This is a genomic window from Nitrincola iocasae (genome assembly GCF_008727795.1).
In the GTDB taxonomy this organism is placed as follows: domain Bacteria; phylum Pseudomonadota; class Gammaproteobacteria; order Pseudomonadales; family Balneatricaceae; genus Nitrincola; species Nitrincola iocasae.
Genome location: NZ_CP044222.1, coordinates 375,202 through 393,242, shown reverse-complemented (window position 1 = coordinate 393,242; position 18,041 = coordinate 375,202). Strand labels below are relative to the sequence as shown.

The following is an 18,041-nucleotide window of genomic DNA, read 5'->3' as shown; positions in this document are numbered from 1 at the left end:
CATGAGCAAGCCTTTGATAGAGGAACGTTAGTCGCAGATTGACGTTTAGTGGAAGGTGAATTCGCCCGCTTCGACATCTACGCTGATTTCGCTACCGGGCAGGTAGTCACCCGCCAGGAGTTTTTGTGCCAGCGGGTTTTCGATCCACTGCTGGATGGCGCGTTTCAATGGGCGTGCGCCGTAGACGGGTTCGAAGCCGACATCCACCAGTTTTTCCAGGGCGGTGGGTGTCAGGGTCAGGCGCAGGTCGCGTTCGGCCAGGCGTTTGCGCAGGCGTTCCAGCTGGATATTGGCGATACCGGCCACCTGGTCTTTGCGCAGGCTGTGGAATACCACCAGTTCGTCGATACGGTTGATCACTTCGGGTCTGAAGTGCATACCAACGACTTCCATTACCGCTTTTTTCATCAGGCTGTAGTCATCATCGCCACTGTAACCCTGTATCAGGTCAGATCCCAGATTAGAGGTCATCACCACGATGGTGTTACGGAAGTCGACGGTGCGACCCTGGCCATCGGTCAGGCGGCCATCTTCCAGTACCTGCAACAGGATGTTGAAGACATCCGGGTGGGCTTTTTCCACTTCGTCCAGCAGCAGTACGGAGTAGGGTTTACGCCGCACGGCTTCGGTGAGGTAGCCACCCTCTTCATAGCCGACATAGCCCGGAGGGGCACCGATCAGTCGGGCGACGGAGTGTTTCTCCATGAACTCGGACATATCGATGCGCACCATGGCTTCTTCTGTGTCGAACAGGAAGTGTGCCAGGGCTTTGCAGAGCTCGGTTTTACCCACACCGGTTGGGCCGAGGAACAGGAAGCTGCCGCTGGGTCGGGCGGGGTCAGCCAGACCGGCACGCGAACGGCGTACGGCGTTAGCGACTGCCACGACGGCTTCGCTCTGTCCGACTACGCGCTGGTGCAGGGCGTCTTCCATGCGCAGCAGTTTGTCGCGCTCGCCTTCGAGCATTTTGTTAACCGGAATACCGGTCCAGCGCGATACAACTTCGGCCACCTCCTCTTCGGTGACTTTATTGCGCAGCAGTTTGGTTTCCTGCACATCCTGTTCGGCTGTATCGGCAGCCTGAAGCTGTTTTTCCAGCTCAGGGATGCGGCCATACTGTAGCTCGGCCATTTTCGTCAGGTCACCGGCCCGGCGCGCCTGTTCCATTTCCACACGGGCCTGATCGAGTTTTTCTTTAACGTTTTGTGAGCCTTGCAGACTGGCTTTTTCGGCCTTCCAGATTTCATCCAGATCGGAGTATTCTTTTTCCAGTTTACTGATGGTTTGCTGCAGTTCACTCAGGCGCTTTTGCGAGGCGTCATCTTTCTCTTTTTTCAGCGCTTCACGCTCCATTTTCAGCTGGATCAGTCGACGCTCCAGACGGTCCATGGATTCGGGTTTGGAATCCATTTCCATACGGATGCGTGAGGCGGCTTCGTCGATCAGGTCGATGGCTTTATCCGGTAGCTGACGGTCGGTAATATAGCGCTGACTCAGCTTGGCGGCAGCGACGATGGCGGAATCGGTGATATCGACACTATGGTGAATCTCATAGCGCTCTTTTAGGCCACGCAGAATGGCGATGGTATCTTCTTCGCTGGGTTCATCGACGATGACTTTCTGGAAACGCCGCTCCAGCGCGGCATCTTTTTCCACATACTGGCGGTACTCATCCAGCGTGGTAGCACCGACACAGTGGAGTTCGCCGCGTGCCAGCGCAGGCTTGAGCATATTCCCGGCATCCATGGAGCCTTCGCCTTTACCGGCGCCGACCATGGTGTGCAGTTCATCAATAAACAGAATGATCTGGCCTTCCTGTTTCGACAGTTCATTCAGCACCGCTTTCAGGCGTTCTTCAAATTCACCCCGGAACTTGGCTCCGGCGATCAACGAGCCCATATCCAGCGACAAGACACGTTTGTGTTTGAGCCCTTCCGGCACCTCGCCATTGATAATGCGCTGCGCCAGTCCTTCGACAATGGCGGTTTTACCCACACCGGGTTCGCCGATCAATACCGGGTTGTTTTTGGTACGGCGCTGCAGTACCTGGATAGTACGGCGGATCTCTTCATCACGGCCGATGACCGGATCAAGTTTGCCGTTTTCAGCACGTTCGGTGAGATCGACGCAGTATTTATCCAGCGCCTGACGTGATTCTTCCACATTGGGATCAGTTACCGCGGCACCGCCACGTATGTTATTGATCACTTCGGTGAGTTTTTCACGGGTAACACCCACTTCTTTAAGCACTCGCCCGGCATCGGTTTTGTCGTCGACCATCGACAGCAGCATCAGTTCGCTGGCAACGTACTGGTCACCGCGCTTCTGCGCCAGTTTATCGGTCAGGTTGAACAGCCGCGCCATATTCTGCGACAGTCGAATTTCACCATCCGGGTCTTTGACCTGGGGTAAGCGATCCAGGGCTTCACCGATTTTGCGGCTCAGCAGTGGCATTTGCGCACCGGCTTGCCCCAGCAAAGGGCGCACGGAGCCATCGCGCTGTTCGATGAATGCCGCGAGCAGGTGAATCGGTTCTATAAAGTTATGGTCTTTACCAACCGCCAGTGACTGGGCTTTAGCCAGGGCGTCATTTAATTTCGAGGTGAATTTATCAGGACTCATGCCCTTCTCCTTAATTCTGCGTGGATGCGGCGGTTGATCAGGACAACCGCGGCATCTGTTACTGTTGCTGAATTAATGGGGCTGCGCTTTGCTCAATTCAAGTGGTTATATTTTAATCAGCTAATTTATTCGCCATCGATCCAGATTAAACTGGCCATACGCCCGGTTTGATTATCTCGACGATAGGAATAGAAGTACTCACTATCGGTAAAGGTGCAGAAATCACCGCCGTAGACTTCAGTAACCCCCGCGGCGGCGAGTCGAATACGCGCCAGCCGGTAGATATCCGCCAGCCATTTGCCCGGATTGGTGGGTGCCTGGATGAAAGCCGCTGACGCGAGCGGATTGTCTTCGCAGAAGGCCAGAAACACATCATCCCCGACTTCAAATGCCAGAGGGCCAATAGCCGGACCCAGCCAGACCATCACATCAGCCGGGTTGGCAAATACCGCCAGGGTATTTTCCAGCACGCCGTTAGCCAGTCCACGCCAACCGGCATGGGCAGCGGCTACACGTGTACCGGCACGGTCAGTAAACAGCACCGGCAGACAGTCAGCGGTCATTACCGCACAGGCCATGCCGGGTTCATCACTCCAGCAAGCATCGGCGGCCAGAGGGCAGTCATCATCACTGGCTTTAACCACAGCCGTGCCATGCACCTGTTCCAACCACTGTACCGGCTTTTTCAGGCCCATCGCCTGTTGCAGTATCTGACGATTCTGTTCAACCAGTAACGGATCATCACCCACGTGGTAGGCAAAATTCAACCCGTCGTAGGGCGGCTGACTGACACCATCCATACGGGTGGTGGTCAGGGCATGAATAGTTGGTTTTACCGGCCAGCTGGCTCTGATCAGTTTCATAGTTTACAGCTCGTAGTCGCAGTTATCGGCATCCTCTTTGAGCACCCGACGCAGGGCTTCAAAATCGGTGGGCAGATCGATTTCCCAACTCATCTGTTGACCGGTTTGCGGATGCCAGAGTTCCAGCTTTTTAGCATGCAACGCCTGACGACGGAAGTGCTTCAGCAACTCTCTCATCTCTTCACTGGCGCCTTTGGTCAAGCGGACACGGCCACTGTAAAGCGGATCGCCGACCAGCGGATAGTTGATATGTGACATGTGCACGCGGATCTGATGGGTACGACCGGTTTCCAGTTTCAGACGGATATGGGTGTGCGAACGGAATTTTTCCAGCACCCGGTAGTGAGTGATCGCTTCCTTGCCAACCCCTACTACGGCCATCTTTAAGCGATTTTTGGAGTGACGCGCCATCGGCTCATCGACGCAACCACCGCCGGTCATCACCCCATGCACGATGGCTTCGTATTCACGCCCCATGCTGCGATCTTGCAACTGCGCCACCAGCTCGGTTTGCGCCTGGATGGTTTTTGCTACCACCATCAGGCCGGTGGTGTCACGATCCAGTCGGTGCACGATACCGGCACGCGGCACATGCCCAATAGCGGGGCAATGATGCAGCAGCGCATTCAGCAGGGTGCCATCGGCATGGCCAGCCGCCGGGTGTACCACCAGGCCTGAGGGCTTGTTCAGAATCAGGATATCGTCATCTTCATAGACGATGTCCAGGGGGATATCCTGAGCGGCATGCCGGTCGATCGAAGCGATTTCAACCGACACGGTAATTTTTTCACCGCCATTCAGTTTGTCGCGAGGACGGCGGGCTTCGCCATTGACTTGAAGAGCTCCCTCTTTTATCCAGCTTTGCAGCCGTGAGCGGGAGTATTCAGGAAATAACTGCGACACCGCCTGATCCAACCGTAAACCGTACATTTCGGCCGGTACGTCGGCATTTAAATCAACCTGTTCTGACATCGAATTCTAATCTTTACTCTAGGATGTTTTAGCTTGGCATCCGGTTGTGTTTTAATAGGCCGGAATGAATGTACTTCCAGTATAACCGAAACCGATCTGAAACGCCGGATTCGGTCAACATCTCAGGATAAAGCGATATGCAATTTGTCAAAGTGATTGGCGCTCTGACCCTTTTGATCATGATTTCCGGCTGCTCGTGGTTTGGTGGCGAAAAAACAATTCCCGATATTCCCGAGCAGGTGCTCTATGATGATGCCATGAGCGCTCTGGATGCTGGCAATTGGGCTTTGGCGATTGAGAAGCTGCAGTTGCTTGAAGCGCGCTACCCCTTTGGCCGTTTTTCTGAACAGTCGCAACTGGAACTGATCTATGCTTACTATCGCAATAGTGAGCCCGCCGCCTCACGTGCCGCGGCAGATCGCTTTATTCGCTTGCACCCCAACCATGACCATATCGATTATGCTTACTACCTGAAAGGCCTGACGTCATTTGAAGAGGACCGTAACTTCCTGGCGCGTTTCCTGCCACTGGATGAAACCCAGCGTGATCCGGGTGCGGCGCTGGATTCGTTTGAAAGCTTTTCCACACTGCTGAACCGCTACCCTAACAGTGAGTTCGCGCCAGATGCCCAGCGTCGTATGCAGTATCTGAAAAACCGCCTGGCTACCTATGAAATTCATGTAGCCAGCTATTACATGAAGCGTGAAGCCTGGGTAGCCGCGGCTAACCGTGGTCGTTATGTAGTGGAAAACCTGCAGGAAACACCAGCCGTACCCGATGCATTGTCGATTATGGCCGAGTCTTACACCAAGTTGGGCATGAACGATCTGGCTGAAAAAGCACTGGATGTACTGCGTCTGAACTACCCGGATTACGTGATTCGTCCTTTCTCACCGCAGCGCTTCGATCTGCTCTATACTGCCAGCTTTGGTCTGTTGGGTGAAATTGAACCGGCTACACCGGCACGCCCGGTTAATCCGGATCGGCTACGTGAAGCAGAAGAGCAAGGCCAACGTGCCGACAGCAGCGGCAAACGCTCACTGCTAAACCGCATCACCTTCGGCACCTTTGGAAGTGATGGTAGCGACGAACAGGAAAGCGAGCAAAGTCAGTAATACTCAGCCAGTACATCGTTTGTCTTTTGGACCACCTTCGGGTGGTCCAATGCGTTAAGGCCGACAGGGAACTTTCTGAACATCGCAACATCTGTTATGTTATAACAAATTTTACAGCGGTTTATTTCAGGAGCACAGCATGCACAAAATCGCCCTCCCTCTGATGCTAGTAGCCAGCAGCCTCAGCTTCGCCGACACCCATGATCATGATCATGAACATGAACATGAACAGGCTCAACTGGGCTCTCATGTCCATGGCATGGCGCAATTAGATGTTGTCCAGGAAGGCTCTATGCTCCTGGCCAGCCTTAAAGCCCCTGCTGCCGACCTGGTAGGTTTTGAGCATGTGGCACATGAAGAAGAGCAGATCAATCAGGTGTACGACCTGGTCGGGCGAATGAACCTGCCGGATACTTTCTGGTACCTGCCCGAAGCCGCTGGCTGTGAAGCTGAAGAGATACATGTTGAACACCATCTGCTGGAAGATGAACAAGATCACGACCATGACCACGACCATAACGATGAGCACGATCACGACGCTGCTCACAGCGATGTGATTGTAGATTATTACTATCACTGTGAGCAGCCGGAACAACTGGAACAAATCCGTGTCAATCTGTTCAGTACCTATCCATCCCTGCTGGAACTACAGGTGCAGTTGATCACCCCGGCAGGCCAACAGGGCATGACCCTGAATGCAGGACAGAATATTCTCAGACTAAAAGAATGACGCACACAACCGCTATCAAACTAAACCAACTGAGCTTCGGCTGGAAACCCCACCAGCCGGTCCTGCAGATCGACACTTTAACCATCCCCCGGGGTGAGCAGGTGTTTCTGCGTGGGGCATCGGGTAGCGGTAAAAGCACCCTGCTAAACCTGTTAGGTGGGTTAATGAAACCCCAGCAGGGTGAGATCGAATTGCTCGGTCAATCGCTCAATACACTGTCACAACGCCAGCGCGATCGCTTTCGTGCCGATCATATCGGCGTGTTGTTTCAGCAATTTAACCTGCTGCCCTATCTCAGTCTGATCGATAATGTCGTACTGCCGTGCCGCTTTTCAGCCCAGCGCAAGCGCAAAGCCGGTGATCCGGTTGCCGCTGCTCGGGGGTTGCTGGAAGCACTGGGACTCGGCGCCTTTATTGATCGCCCGGTACCGACCGCTGAGCTGTCGATAGGTCAGCAACAGCGTGTCGCCGCCGCCAGAGCACTGATCGGCCAACCAGAGGTGTTGCTTGCCGATGAACCCACCTCAGCACTGGACAGTGACACCCGTGACCAGTTTTTAGATCTGCTGTCGACGCAAAGCCGCCTGAATAACACCACGTTGGTGTTTGTCAGCCATGATCTGAGCCTGAGCCAACACTTTGACCGGGTTATCAATTTGGCCGACATCAACCGCTGCAAAGGAACTCACTAATGTTGGCTCTGGCACTGCGCAGTCTTTGGAATCGTCGTGGCACAGCGGCACTGACACTGCTCACCCTGGCGATCAGCGTGCTGCTGCTCACCGGGGTAGAGAAGCTGCGTCAGGATGCTCGCCAGGGGTTTTTTAATACCGTCGCCGGCACCGACCTGATCGTGGGCGCACGCAGCGGTTCGCTGCCACTGCTGCTCTACTCGGTATTCAATATCGGCCAGCCTACCAATAACGTGCGCTGGAGCAGCTATGAGCAGATAGCCGCGCAGGATCAGGTGGCCTGGAGCATTCCCATCACCCTGGGCGACTCACACCGCGGTTTTCGGGTAGTGGGCACAACTGAAGACTATTTCCGCCACTATCGCTTTGGTAAACAGCAGCCCTTGAGTTTTAGTCAAGGCGACGCCTTTGATGATCTGTTTGATGTGGTTGTTGGGGCCGAGGTGGCAGGAGCATTGGAATACAGCCTGGGTGACAAGCTGACGATTGCGCATGGCCTCGGACAAGGCAGCTTTGCCAAGCATGACGATATGCCATTTACTGTATCCGGCATTTTGCAGCCGACCGGCACACCCGTTGACCGCAATGTGCTAATCAAACTCGAGGCGTGGGAAGCGATTCACCTTGGCTGGCGGGCCGGCACCCGTATCCCTGGCCTGAGTGCCAGTCAGGATGACGCCCGTGAAATGGATCTGACCCCGAAACAGATCACCGCTTTTCTGTTGGGTCTGGAGTCACCTATCAGCACCTTTCATCTGCAGCGCTCAATCAATACCTTTCGTGCCGAACCTCTGCAGGCCATATTGCCGGGGGTAGCCATACAGGAACTGTGGCAAGTCATGGCGGTTGCCGAGCGCACCCTGCTGATCATCTCCGGTTTTGTGGTGTTCGCAGGATTTACCGGCATGCTCGGCATTCTGTTGACCAGTCTTAACGAGCGTCGGCGTGAGCTGGCGGTACTGCGTGCCGTAGGGGCAGGTCCGTTACGCATTGTTGCGCTGTTGTTGTTTGAGGCGATGCTGCTGACCTTCCTGGGGATTCTGCTGGGGCTGTTGCTGCTGACCCTGCTGACCTTCGGTATTCAGGATTGGCTGGCACTGCAATACGGTATTTTTCTCAACCCTGGCTGGCCGGACAAGAGCCAGTGGTTACTGCTCGGTGCCGTGCAACTAGCAGGCCTGCTGACCGGCCTGATACCCGCCTGGCGCGCCTACCGCTATACTTTGGCGGATGGTCTGACACCAAGGCTTTGATTCCCTGACTCTGACACCCTGACAGGATACTTATGCTAAAACTGATTTTCACTTTGCTGCTGGCACTATTGATGGCGCTGCCGCTGCAGGCCGAAGAAACCGAAGAGCCCAGAGTGTTCACCTGGGATGAGCTGATGCCGGAAGACTACACCCTGACCCTCAGCGACCTGATCGGTGATTCGGATTTCGATCCCTACAACTTCGACATCATTGATGATTACAGCCCGGAAGCGGAACGGATGATGGATAATATGCTGCAGGTTCTGGCCTCAGCACCGGTTCGCGGCGAACTGGATGGCTTGATGATCAGCATTCCCGGTTTTGTGGTGCCCCTGGAAGCTGAACAAACCAAAGTATTCCGCTTTTTCCTGGTCCCCTACTTTGGCGCCTGTATCCATGTGCCGCCACCGCCATCAAACCAGATTATCGATGTGCATTTTGAACCCGGCACAGAAGTGGAAAACCTCTGGGATGCGGTATGGATAACCGGGCGTCTAACCACGGTGACCTATAGCCATGAGATGGGCACAGCCGGTTACCGACTGGAAGCCTTTCAGATCACCCCCTACGACTGGGACGAAGCCGAAGAGGGTGAGTGGTAAGTCAGTTTTAAAGAGTAAAGGATTACTCGCCTGGCCGCCAGCCAGAGGTGATCGGATAGCGCCGGTCACGACCAAAACCACGTTGGGTAATGCGCGGCCCGATGGGTGCCTGGCGCCGTTTGTATTCGTTCACATCCACCAGTCGAACCACCCGCTGCACCACCGCCTCATCAAAGCCTTCGGCAATAATGGCATGGGCACTGAAATCGCGCTCAACATAGAGCTCCAGTATCCGGTCCAGATCATCATAATCCGGCAGTGAATCCTGATCCTGCTGCCCTGGTGCCAGCTCAGCTGACGGCGGTCTATCAATCACCCGCTGAGGGATCGCCGGTGACAGGCTGTTACGATAGTTTGCCAGACGATACACCAGGGTTTTCGGTACATCTTTCAACACATCGAAACCGCCAGCCATATCGCCATACAGCGTCGAATAACCCACCGCCACTTCACTCTTGTTGCCAGTGGTCAGTACCAGGGCACCGGTTTTGTTCGAAATCGCCATCAGCAACACCCCTCGGCAACGTGCTTGCAGGTTCTCTTCCGTGGTATCCGGCTTCAGTCCGGCAAAAGCGGGGGCCAGTTGCTGCATAAAACTGTCATACAGGGGTTCAATGGAGATGGCGCTATAACGCATCCCCAGCATTTTGGCCTGGCCTTCGGCATCTTCCACACTCATGGAGGCGGTGTAACGAAACGGCATCATCACCACTTCAACACGTTCCGGCCCCAAGGCATCCACGGCTATAGCCGCGGTAACCGCCGAGTCGATACCCCCGGATAACCCCAGCACCACCTTGGGAAAGTGATTCTTTTCAACATAGTCGCGCACACCCGTAACCAGCGCCTGATACACAGACGCTTCGTAATCAGGGAAAGGCTGCGAAGCTTGCAGCGGGCTAATCTTGCCAGTACTGACCTGATAGTCGACACAATCCAGTGACTCGCTGAAATGGGCGGCACTGAACACCAGCTCACCCTCGGCACTCACCACCAGCGAGCCACCATCAAACACAAGCTCATCCTGGGCGCCAAACTGATTCACATAGATAATCGGTGCCCCGCACTCCTGCGCCCGCTGCGCCAACACCTGAAGACGCAATCCGGTTTTACCGGCATGAAACGGTGAGGCATTCAGGTTCAGAATCAGCTCAGCACCCTGGGCTTTTAACTGCTCCACCGGCGTGCTGTGCCAGATATCTTCACAGATAGTCAGACCAATACGGCAACCTTTCAAGCTGAAGGTACCCGATTGATGACCCGCGACAAAATAACGCTGCTCATCAAACACCTGAAAATTCGGCAGACACTGCTTGGCGTATTCGAAGATCAACTCACCCTGATGAATCACACCCGCCATATTGTAGAGCCGACCCTCGTTATAACGCGGGTAACCCACCACCAGCGTGATCCCCTGCAACTCCTGACATAGCCGCTGCAACGCCTTCTCGATCCGCGGCTCCAGACTCGGGCGCAGCAACAGATCTTCCGGCGGATAGCCAGTAATCGCCAACTCAGAACACAGCAGCACATCCGCCTGATGCTGATCACGCGCCGTCACCGCCGCCGCCAGTATCTTGTCGGTATTACCGGGAATATCTCCCACCAGGAAGTTCAACTGGGCCATAGCGACCCGTAAGGTATCGGTCATTGCGTGAGTAAACTCGTCTGCTCTGTCTGAAGAAAAGGGCCAACTGTTACAGCAGTACCCCCGAAGCGTCTATTTTGCAATGTTTGTGGGATAAGAGCCAGTTCTAGCCTGACTTATCAGCCGGATGCTAGTGTGACCGGTTATTCTAGGAGGATTTCGATGTTTTCTTCATACTTTTTATCGACTGCCAGCTCTATAAAGCGGCGGATTGTATCAGCACCCGAATCATCTAATGGAAGGTACTGTAATGTCATTTGCAATACGTATTCAACGACACTCACTCCTCCTATATCAGTAATCATGGGATCAGCTCCTGCCTCAATCAAGAGCTCAATACCAGCGACATCATGAACAGTCAGCGCATCAAACAATGGAGTAAATCCTCCAATATTCTGGGCATTCACATCAGCACCGGCTTGAATCAACAGTGACAATATTTCATTACAACCGCTTATCTCCACGGGAGCTGTATAATTTCCCAACAATGTGCGAGTACTCGGAGGGAGCTCCTCTATTGACGCACCCGCCTCCAATAAAAGCCTGACATGTTCAGGGTGACACTCGACTTCCAAACCATAAGGGTAATCAGTGATTGCATAATAAATAGGCGTTCTAGGGTAACGCATAGGGAAAAAAGCGTTTACATCAGCACCCGCTTCGATCAAGGCATTTAACTGGTTGAGACTACCATATCTAACCGCTTCAAAAATTAGCGGGTATTCCAATGAATCCTGTCGGTATGGATCTATAAGAGTGTATGTAGCCTCAGCTAATGGTAAGCCTTTTGCGTTATGCTGATCAATTATCGCTTGTATTTCATCTCGCTTGATCTGTTTATATTCTTTAAAGCTGGGGTATTGAGTTTCAGCGGCCACCATCGCACTAAACAGAGCACCTAATATAGCCACTTTTATAGCCACTTTAAAACCAACAAAGCCTTCCATAGCAACATTTTCGCCCATTAGCTTATCCTTTTTTATCACACGTAACACCACGCTCTAAGGAAATTCAAGAGAGCTGGCGCCCCACATGCCAACCCCAAAACCTGATCTAACAATATAATTTTTGAAATATGATAGATCCATTTTTTAGCTGCATAGCCGACATCACTCTCCAGGAAACGGACGGAGTATCATTGCATCACTTCTTGATGTACGTTACTAACAGAAGACAAAATCCTGATAATCTCGCTTCTATCTTCTTTGTCGTTATCTTTGTGTAATTTTTCAGCTAACTCCAACGCCGTCATTTCATACCCTTCGCTCCGTATATTAGCATCGGCACCTTGCTTGATTAGAAAATTAACTCGTTCAACATCGTTATAGAAAACTGAGGAATGTAGTGGGGTTACATCCTTGTTACTGAAATGATTAACCCCATTAACATCCAACCCTCTAGAAATAAATATTTCCGCTATTTTATATTTATCTGGACTTTCCAGATTTAAGATATAATCAAGACCAGCACCCTCGCCCAAGTCATTAATATCACTTGCATTAATACGGAAATTTAGCATATAGTAGTTACAAAGGCCACTAGGTATTCGAGTACCGCTTTCATTTGAACTACATAAAATCAAGTGTTGAATACTCATTTGTGAAATAGCATAAAATATGATCGAAGATATTCCCAAAAAAACTACCGAAGCACCAGCAAGTAACATTTTATTTTTCATTGCTCACCCCCACCGTCTCACAATACCTTGCAACTATCTCATCTATAACAAAATCATATTGATCAAGAATATGATTCCATACTCCGCTTTCAGCGTCTGGCATACATCAACGGTGGGAAATAAACTGGTGGCTGAGCTGCGTAGCTCTTCAGGACAAAGACTGGTTGTCATGGCATCTCTCCTTGATATAAACCGATATGTATTATCTAACTACAATGCTATAACTTCCTTTAGCAACGATAACCCTATATTTCGAATGCCATGAAGTCAACCTTATCTAGAACCCTGTCCAGCAGACCGATTCTGTCGGATCAACTGGATGTGAAAGCAGATTTTGCCGCCGTGATAGCATTCATGCATTCACTCCTTTCATTCCCTCTGAGGTGTAGCGTTCACCTACTACCGGCAAACGGGCAGTAGCCATTTCTAGCTGTTGTTGTTCCTCGATGCTAAGCGTGATCTGCGCCGCAGCGGCATTATCCTCAATATAGCGCAGTTGCTTTGTACCAGGGATAGGCACGATATCGGGCCCTTTTGACAAGAGCCAAGCGAGCGAAAGTTGCGCCGGACTGCAGCCCTTCTGCTTGGCTATTACAGCAATCTCATCAGCGACCTGGCGGTTTATATCAATCGCTCCTTCAGCAAAGCGTGGCAGGTTGGTACGAAAGTCGCCTTCTCCAAACTCTGTAGCATGCTGAAAGCGTCCAGTCAGAAACCCTCGGCCCAGGGGAGAGTAAGGTACGAAACCGACGCCTAACTCACGGCAGGTGGGTAGCACTTCTCGCTCCACTTCACGTGTCCAGAGTGAGTATTCGGTCTGTACTGCTGTGATTGGATGAACGGCATGCGCCCGGCGCAGCGTTTCGGCACTGACTTCGCAGAGTCCGATACGAGCGATTTTTCCGGCCTGAACCAACCGAGCAAGCCCATCGATCGTCTCTTCGATCGGCTGCTCACGATTGATGCGATGAACGTAATAGAGATCAATTTGTTCCACGCCGAGTCGACGCAGTGAACCTTCGCAGGCTTTTCGCGCATAGTCAGCACTATTTTCCAGACTGCGACTATATTCACCTGGGTTACGCACAATACCGAATTTGGTCGCAATATGAACTGGCTGCTTATTATGGGCCAGAAAGCGACCAATCAGTTGTTCGTTGTGATGTGGTCCATACATATCAGCCGTATCGAAAAAATTTATTCCAAGCTCGACGGCACGCGCAAGCACTCGCAGTGATTCGCTGTCATCCCGAGGACCATAGAACTCACTCATACCCATACAACCCAATCCAATAGCAGAAATAGACAGATTGGCACCAAGCGTTCGCATTTTCATGGTAGATCTCCTTGAGTCTTAAAGTTACATCAGGGCACAAGGACCAGACTGCCTGTTGTGCGGCCAAGTTCGAGCTCCATATGTGCTTTTGCAGCATCCGCCAGCCTGTATTCTCCGCCGACATCAGCAACGATACCAACGCCGAAAACTTTGATAACTTCTTCAGCGGCCTGTGTGTAACGCTCCCGATCGGCTGAATAGGCCATGACACTCGGTTTAGCTAATGAGGCAGTACCCAGCTCTTCGATTCTGATCGGAGAGACCGGTCCCGACACCCAACCAATACTGGCAACGGCACCAAAGGGACGGACAGACCCGAGCGATTTTCTTAGCATATCCCCACCGATACCATCAATCGCGAAGTCGACACCGCTTGCGTTCGTTAGATCGGATACTTCTCGGATTACATCGGCATCTCGGCCAACAATGACGTGATCTGCACCCTTGGCTATAGCATAAGCCGCCTTTTCTTTGGTGCTGGCAGTTCCAATCACAGTGGCTCCCATATGCTTGGCCCAACGCGTTAGCATTACACCAAGACCACCCGCCGCGGCATGAACCAGCAGGACTGACCCAGAGCTCACCGGATAACTGACCGTTAGCAGCATATGGGCGGTTAACCCACGCAGCATTGATGTCGCAGCGGTTTCAAAAGGAATGTCGTCAGGCAGTCGAATCGCCCGCCAGGCTGGCAAAATCCGAGTCGATGCATAAGCACCCGGAACTCCAGCATAGGCCACTCTATCACTAACCTGAATGCCCTCGACGTCAGCACCAACGGCTTCAACGACCCCAGCCCCCTCAACACCCGGAATATGGGGCTCTGTCAACGGATAGAGCCCGGCTCGATGGTATATATCAATGAAATTGATGCCAATGGCATGCTGGCGAATGCGGATTTCTCCCGGTCCAGGTTCTTGCGGGAAGGACTCCATTACCTCGAGTACTTCCGGCCCTCCGGGTGCCTTTATGCGAATTTGAATATCACCCTCTAACCGGTTTGATGATTGATGTTGCCGGGATGTTCGGTTGTTCATCATAGTTCTCCTTGAATCTTGAAGTCACATCGTGGCACTATTTGAAAATGAAAAAAATGAACGATTTAGATAAAGAGTTTTCCGAATTTGAAAAACAGATGCCACGAGGCTGGGTCTGGGATGATACGCGTGCATTTCTGGCCGTCAGTCGGCATGGCACGCTGAGTGGTGCAGCATCAGAACTTAATCTGGGGATTGCAACGCTTTCGCGGCGCATCGAGCGTCTCGAGAAAGCGCTGAAGTTACCGCTCTTTGTACGCCAGCAATCAGGCTATCAACTAACAGAGGATGGAGCTGCCCTGGTCGAAAAGGCCGAAGTTTTGGAAGCGGCTGCGCTGGCTTTCTCTTTCAACGCCGCTGCCCAGGCGCAGATGACAGGTAAGGTGCGTCTGGCGACAGCTGAGGGTCTGGCGACAGGACTCATCCTTCCAGCACTTCCAGAGTTCTACAAAAAGTACCCTGATCTCACTATTGAACTCGTGACTGACATTGCAACCGTCAATTTGCATCGCCGTGATGCGGATCTTGCTTTACGAATGGTCAAACCGGAGCGTGGCAATGTCACATTACGCCGCCTCGGTATCTTAGGGTATGGACTTTACTGCAGCCCAGACTACGCAACCCAGCGTGCAATCAACCCGATTCCGGGATGCTATGAAAACGATGACTTCATTACTTGGAGCGACATGCAAGCACACCTCCCTGCCGCACAATGGGTTGAGCGAATACTGCAGGGACGTGAGCCAGTACTGACCACCACCTCGATCTCAACTCAGGTTGTGGCAGCTAAAGCAGGGATAGGGCTTGCAGTGCTACCGCATTTTATCGCTCTAGATGCTGGACTGACCTGTATCGACTCGAATATAGACGTCAGCCAGCCAATTTACCTGGTCATCCAATCTGATCTGGCACAATCACGCCGTACGCGAGCCGTGGCCAATTTCCTTGTCGATCTAGTGAGCCGCAACAGCACTCGTTTACATGGTTAAAACATTACATGATCAACCAATCCAGATATCTCCCTCAATCCAGCTCCTCTCGCACCCGCCCTGCCATAGATATCACCAGCCGATGCTCCGATTCCGACTGCCCTGCCTTAATACGAAACGTGCCATTGGAAAATCCGGTGACACTGCCATCCGGTTGATACGTCAGGCTATCGCCGCGATTCCAATGCACGCTGACGGGCGTAGCAAAACGATCCACCCGCAACCGTTTGTCACTATCCGCTACCATGCGATTGCGTTCGGTATCGATAAACATCAACGCCGCGTGCCACTGGGTTGTGCCGCTTAAGGAATCGCTGACACATTGTTCGCCATCCTCTGTGCGACACAACGTAATCCAGGCTTGTCGGCTGACCGCTTCGATTCGGGCTAATGCCAGGTGTGTTTTCAAGCGCTCGGCGGTACTCTCCTGACGTGTTGTTTCCAGCAGAGCGGAGAAAGAGGGTACGGCTACCGTGGTTAACACGACCACTAGCACCATGGCGACAAGGAGTTCCAGCAAGCTCAACCCAAGCTGATGCGCTTGCGGATATTGGCTTAGACTTTTCACAGCAACTCAGTCCAGTTATGCAAATAAACCCGGCCATCTTCCTCTGAGCGATAAAACTCCACCCGCAACAAACTGTTGCTTAAATCATCCAGATCACTCTTCACCGCTCCCCGTACGGTCACAGTGACATAATCACCGTCCCAATCCAGTTGATCGGCCAGAATCTCGTAGTAGCTATGTGCAGCAATTTCGCCATTAATAAGACTATCCCAATCCTCACTCTCCCAGTGATCCGGATCGGCGCATAGCCAGGTATAGAACGCCATCACCCCAGCATCGGCGGCTTCATCGGCCTGAACCTTGAGATGCAGGTTGTGGCTCATACGCTGCTGCAATTGCGAGTTAACCGCGGCGCTGAAGGTCAGCATGGCGATGACCGACAGGAAAATCAGTGTCACTAACAAGCTGTTACCCTGCATGGATTTCAGTTGTAATTGCATGGGATACCTCCTTGTACCCTGTTCAGTTGCGCCTCAGTGCAGCGCTGTATTCCACCGGAGCTCGATCAGCATTAATACCCGAGAAGGCCAGTCGAAAGCGCAGGCTGCGTACCGGAATGCAGCAGTGAGGTTGAGGTAGGTGCTCATCCGCCAGGATGCGTCCATCATCATTGAGATCGGCACCATAGGTAAAGGTCAGCTCGGCCACACCAGCAATTAAGGCCTGTCCGTTACAACGCAGCTGGTCATCATTAACCCGAAACTGATCTATGAACTCGGTACCCGCTGTTTGCTCCTGACCCAGACAATTGCGACTGCCGTCCTGCGCCAGGTATGTCAGATTGGCCTGCTGTTCATCACTGTCCAGATTAACCTGCTGCGCCTGGCGTATAGCACGGCGTAGCTGCAACACACTGTAGCGCTCGATCTCCTGAGCCGAGTTCAGCTGCTGTTGAGAACGCCAGCTTTCCTTGCCAGCGACTAGCAGCGTTGAAGCGGCGAGCAACAATATCGTGCTGATTACCAATGCCACCAGCAGCTCCGTCAAGCTGAAACCTTGTTGTGCGCGCATCTTAACAATCCGCTGTTGCGGGCCGGTGGGTTTGCCAGAAACTGGCCGGAAAAGCCGGGTCACCAGATTCAGCGCTGAATAACTCCGCATAGTCTGTCAGCAGATAATCCTGACGGGCAGCACTACTTAAGGCAGCCAGATAACAGCGTTGCTGCCAAAGCTGTTCTATAGCTTCGGTACGGATCAGTGTTTGCTGGGTCAGGGTTTGACTCTGGTAGGCCGTTTGCAGATTGCGCAGTTGCAGTTGGGTCAATGCCAGACTGCCGCTACTGAGCAATAGCAGTGTAATCATGACTTCAGGAAGGCCTACACCCAGTTGGTGACGGCAAGATAGGATAAATGATCGCATGGCTTTTTCGTCCCTGAAAAAGTTAGACTTAATGAAGCTATCCTTAGCTTCGGTGAAGTTTTAGACTAGTACGTCCCGCTATCGGCGTCAAGTCCGAAGTCGCAGCGGTAGCCGGACTTACGACTGGTTATTTGCGCTGACAGCATCTGCCAGATCAATAATCTTTACTTCGAATAACACAGTTTTTCCCGCTAACGGATGATTGAAATCCACGGTGACACGCTCATCGCTAAATTCAGTCACAACACCCGGAATTTCGCCACCTGGCTCTTTAAACGAGACTACCAATCCAGGTTCCAGATCCATATCGGTAAACTGACTGCGCGGCATGACCTGAATATTGCTGGGATTGTGCATACCGAAACCACGTTCAGGGGCAATGGTCAGATCCAGATGATCGCCCACTTTCAAGCCAATCAGTGCCTGCTCGAAACCTTCAGGAATATTGCCATCACCAAAGACAAACTGTACCGGCGCCGCATCAAAGTTGGAATCTATCACCGTACCATTTTCGAGTTTAAGGGCGAAGTGCAGGGTTACTGCAGAGCCTTCACCCAGGATTTTTTCACTCATATC

At 52.4% G+C, this 18,041-nt stretch carries 19 protein-coding genes; 6 read left to right on the top strand and 13 right to left on the bottom strand.

What is annotated here, in order from left to right:
• Positions 1-45: 45 nt before the first annotated feature.
• The 3 genes from clpB to rluD all read right to left on the bottom strand — a co-directional run bounded on the left by clpB (position 46) and on the right by rluD (position 4,457).
• Positions 46-2,622 carry an ATP-dependent chaperone ClpB gene (gene clpB / locus F5I99_RS01935; protein WP_151053396.1) on the bottom strand — a complete coding sequence of 859 codons (2,577 nt, stop codon included), beginning with the start codon at positions 2,620-2,622 and terminating at the stop codon, positions 46-48.
• 125 nt (positions 2,623-2,747) lie between these two features.
• Complete coding sequence (gene pgeF / locus F5I99_RS01930; RefSeq protein WP_151053395.1) at positions 2,748-3,485, bottom strand: peptidoglycan editing factor PgeF; 738 nt, start codon at positions 3,483-3,485, stop codon at positions 2,748-2,750.
• 3 nt (positions 3,486-3,488) lie between these two features.
• Positions 3,489-4,457 (bottom strand): 23S rRNA pseudouridine(1911/1915/1917) synthase RluD, encoded by a 969-nt coding sequence (gene rluD / locus F5I99_RS01925; RefSeq protein ID WP_151053394.1) that lies wholly within the window; start codon positions 4,455-4,457, stop codon positions 3,489-3,491.
• Positions 4,458-4,594: 137 nt separating this feature from the next.
• Here rluD and F5I99_RS01920 point away from each other — a divergent pair, with 137 nt between their 5' ends.
• The 5 genes from F5I99_RS01920 (at position 4,595) to F5I99_RS01900 (ending at position 8,849) form a co-directional block, all read left to right on the top strand.
• On the top strand, positions 4,595-5,572 hold the full coding sequence (locus tag F5I99_RS01920; protein ID WP_151053393.1) for an outer membrane protein assembly factor BamD: 978 nt from the start codon (positions 4,595-4,597) through the stop codon (positions 5,570-5,572).
• Between the two features lie 139 nt (positions 5,573-5,711).
• The gene (locus F5I99_RS01915; protein WP_151053392.1) at positions 5,712-6,302 is read left to right on the top strand and encodes a DUF2796 domain-containing protein; all 591 of its coding nucleotides are present in this window, start codon (positions 5,712-5,714) and stop codon (positions 6,300-6,302) included.
• The gene (locus F5I99_RS01910; protein ID WP_151053391.1) at positions 6,299-6,994 is read left to right on the top strand and encodes an ABC transporter ATP-binding protein; all 696 of its coding nucleotides are present in this window, start codon (positions 6,299-6,301) and stop codon (positions 6,992-6,994) included. The genes F5I99_RS01915 and F5I99_RS01910 overlap by 4 nt, the downstream gene beginning before the upstream one ends.
• Positions 6,994-8,247: an ABC transporter permease gene (locus F5I99_RS01905; RefSeq protein WP_151053390.1), complete on the top strand. Its 1,254-nt coding sequence runs from the start codon at positions 6,994-6,996 to the stop codon at positions 8,245-8,247. Before F5I99_RS01910 ends, F5I99_RS01905 begins: the two co-directional genes overlap by 1 nt.
• Before the next feature lie 32 nt (positions 8,248-8,279).
• Entirely contained in the window at positions 8,280-8,849 is a 570-nt protein-coding gene (locus F5I99_RS01900; protein WP_225307510.1) for a DUF3299 domain-containing protein, read from the top strand.
• 22 nt (positions 8,850-8,871) lie between these two features.
• Here the strand turns inward: F5I99_RS01900 and F5I99_RS01895 are convergent, their stop codons facing one another.
• From F5I99_RS01895 to F5I99_RS01875, 5 genes are all read right to left on the bottom strand, one after another.
• Positions 8,872-10,500: an NAD+ synthase gene (locus tag F5I99_RS01895; RefSeq protein ID WP_151053389.1), complete on the bottom strand. Its 1,629-nt coding sequence runs from the start codon at positions 10,498-10,500 to the stop codon at positions 8,872-8,874.
• Positions 10,501-10,640: 140 nt separating this feature from the next.
• The gene (locus tag F5I99_RS01890; protein ID WP_151053388.1) at positions 10,641-11,462 is read right to left on the bottom strand and encodes an ankyrin repeat domain-containing protein; all 822 of its coding nucleotides are present in this window, start codon (positions 11,460-11,462) and stop codon (positions 10,641-10,643) included.
• A 170-nt stretch (positions 11,463-11,632) separates the two neighbouring features.
• The gene (locus F5I99_RS01885) at positions 11,633-12,175 is read right to left on the bottom strand and encodes an ankyrin repeat domain-containing protein (RefSeq protein ID WP_151053387.1); all 543 of its coding nucleotides are present in this window, start codon (positions 12,173-12,175) and stop codon (positions 11,633-11,635) included.
• 352 nt (positions 12,176-12,527) lie between these two features.
• Positions 12,528-13,511 carry an aldo/keto reductase gene (locus F5I99_RS01880; RefSeq protein WP_151053386.1) on the bottom strand — a complete coding sequence of 328 codons (984 nt, stop codon included), beginning with the start codon at positions 13,509-13,511 and terminating at the stop codon, positions 12,528-12,530.
• 29 nt (positions 13,512-13,540) lie between these two features.
• Positions 13,541-14,551 (bottom strand): quinone oxidoreductase family protein, encoded by a 1,011-nt coding sequence (locus F5I99_RS01875; RefSeq protein WP_225307509.1) that lies wholly within the window; start codon positions 14,549-14,551, stop codon positions 13,541-13,543.
• A 53-nt stretch (positions 14,552-14,604) separates the two neighbouring features.
• Here F5I99_RS01875 and F5I99_RS01870 point away from each other — a divergent pair, with 53 nt between their 5' ends.
• Positions 14,605-15,537, top strand: a complete 933-nt coding sequence (locus F5I99_RS01870) for a LysR family transcriptional regulator (RefSeq protein ID WP_325063007.1) — start codon at positions 14,605-14,607, stop codon at positions 15,535-15,537.
• A 34-nt stretch (positions 15,538-15,571) separates the two neighbouring features.
• Here F5I99_RS01870 and F5I99_RS01865 read toward each other — a convergent pair whose 3' ends face one another.
• The 5 genes from F5I99_RS01865 to F5I99_RS01845 form a co-directional block, all read right to left on the bottom strand.
• On the bottom strand, positions 15,572-16,105 hold the full coding sequence (locus F5I99_RS01865; RefSeq protein ID WP_151053384.1) for a GspH/FimT family protein: 534 nt from the start codon (positions 16,103-16,105) through the stop codon (positions 15,572-15,574).
• Positions 16,102-16,545 (bottom strand): pilus assembly PilX family protein, encoded by a 444-nt coding sequence (locus tag F5I99_RS01860; protein ID WP_151053383.1) that lies wholly within the window; start codon positions 16,543-16,545, stop codon positions 16,102-16,104. Before F5I99_RS01860 ends, F5I99_RS01865 begins: the two co-directional genes overlap by 4 nt.
• A 22-nt stretch (positions 16,546-16,567) precedes the next feature.
• Positions 16,568-17,116 carry a PilW family protein gene (locus F5I99_RS01855; RefSeq protein WP_191905926.1) on the bottom strand — a complete coding sequence of 183 codons (549 nt, stop codon included), beginning with the start codon at positions 17,114-17,116 and terminating at the stop codon, positions 16,568-16,570.
• 1 nt (position 17,117) lies between these two features.
• Positions 17,118-17,465 (bottom strand): hypothetical protein, encoded by a 348-nt coding sequence (locus tag F5I99_RS01850; protein ID WP_151053381.1) that lies wholly within the window; start codon positions 17,463-17,465, stop codon positions 17,118-17,120.
• A gap of 117 nt (positions 17,466-17,582) precedes the next feature.
• On the bottom strand, positions 17,583-18,038 hold the full coding sequence (locus F5I99_RS01845; protein WP_151053380.1) for an FKBP-type peptidyl-prolyl cis-trans isomerase: 456 nt from the start codon (positions 18,036-18,038) through the stop codon (positions 17,583-17,585).
• Positions 18,039-18,041 lie beyond the last annotated feature (3 nt).

Coding starts and splice junctions, on each gene's coding strand:
- clpB (WP_151053396.1), bottom strand. CDS start 2,622: ATGAGTCCTGATAAATTCACCTCGAAATTAAATGACGCCCTGGCTAAA.
- pgeF (WP_151053395.1), bottom strand. CDS start 3,485: ATGAAACTGATCAGAGCCAGCTGGCCGGTAAAACCAACTATTCATGCC.
- rluD (WP_151053394.1), bottom strand. CDS start 4,457: ATGTCAGAACAGGTTGATTTAAATGCCGACGTACCGGCCGAAATGTAC.
- F5I99_RS01920 (WP_151053393.1), top strand. CDS start 4,595: ATGCAATTTGTCAAAGTGATTGGCGCTCTGACCCTTTTGATCATGATT.
- F5I99_RS01915 (WP_151053392.1), top strand. CDS start 5,712: ATGCACAAAATCGCCCTCCCTCTGATGCTAGTAGCCAGCAGCCTCAGC.
- F5I99_RS01910 (WP_151053391.1), top strand. CDS start 6,299: ATGACGCACACAACCGCTATCAAACTAAACCAACTGAGCTTCGGCTGG.
- F5I99_RS01905 (WP_151053390.1), top strand. CDS start 6,994: ATGTTGGCTCTGGCACTGCGCAGTCTTTGGAATCGTCGTGGCACAGCG.
- F5I99_RS01900 (WP_225307510.1), top strand. CDS start 8,280: ATGCTAAAACTGATTTTCACTTTGCTGCTGGCACTATTGATGGCGCTG.
- F5I99_RS01895 (WP_151053389.1), bottom strand. CDS start 10,500: ATGACCGATACCTTACGGGTCGCTATGGCCCAGTTGAACTTCCTGGTG.
- F5I99_RS01890 (WP_151053388.1), bottom strand. CDS start 11,462: ATGGGCGAAAATGTTGCTATGGAAGGCTTTGTTGGTTTTAAAGTGGCT.
- F5I99_RS01885 (WP_151053387.1), bottom strand. CDS start 12,175: ATGAAAAATAAAATGTTACTTGCTGGTGCTTCGGTAGTTTTTTTGGGA.
- F5I99_RS01880 (WP_151053386.1), bottom strand. CDS start 13,511: ATGAAAATGCGAACGCTTGGTGCCAATCTGTCTATTTCTGCTATTGGA.
- F5I99_RS01875 (WP_225307509.1), bottom strand. CDS start 14,551: ATGATGAACAACCGAACATCCCGGCAACATCAATCATCAAACCGGTTA.
- F5I99_RS01870 (WP_325063007.1), top strand. CDS start 14,605: ATGAACGATTTAGATAAAGAGTTTTCCGAATTTGAAAAACAGATGCCA.
- F5I99_RS01860 (WP_151053383.1), bottom strand. CDS start 16,545: ATGCAATTACAACTGAAATCCATGCAGGGTAACAGCTTGTTAGTGACA.
- F5I99_RS01855 (WP_191905926.1), bottom strand. CDS start 17,116: ATGCGCGCACAACAAGGTTTCAGCTTGACGGAGCTGCTGGTGGCATTG.
- F5I99_RS01850 (WP_151053381.1), bottom strand. CDS start 17,465: ATGCGATCATTTATCCTATCTTGCCGTCACCAACTGGGTGTAGGCCTT.
- F5I99_RS01845 (WP_151053380.1), bottom strand. CDS start 18,038: ATGAGTGAAAAAATCCTGGGTGAAGGCTCTGCAGTAACCCTGCACTTC.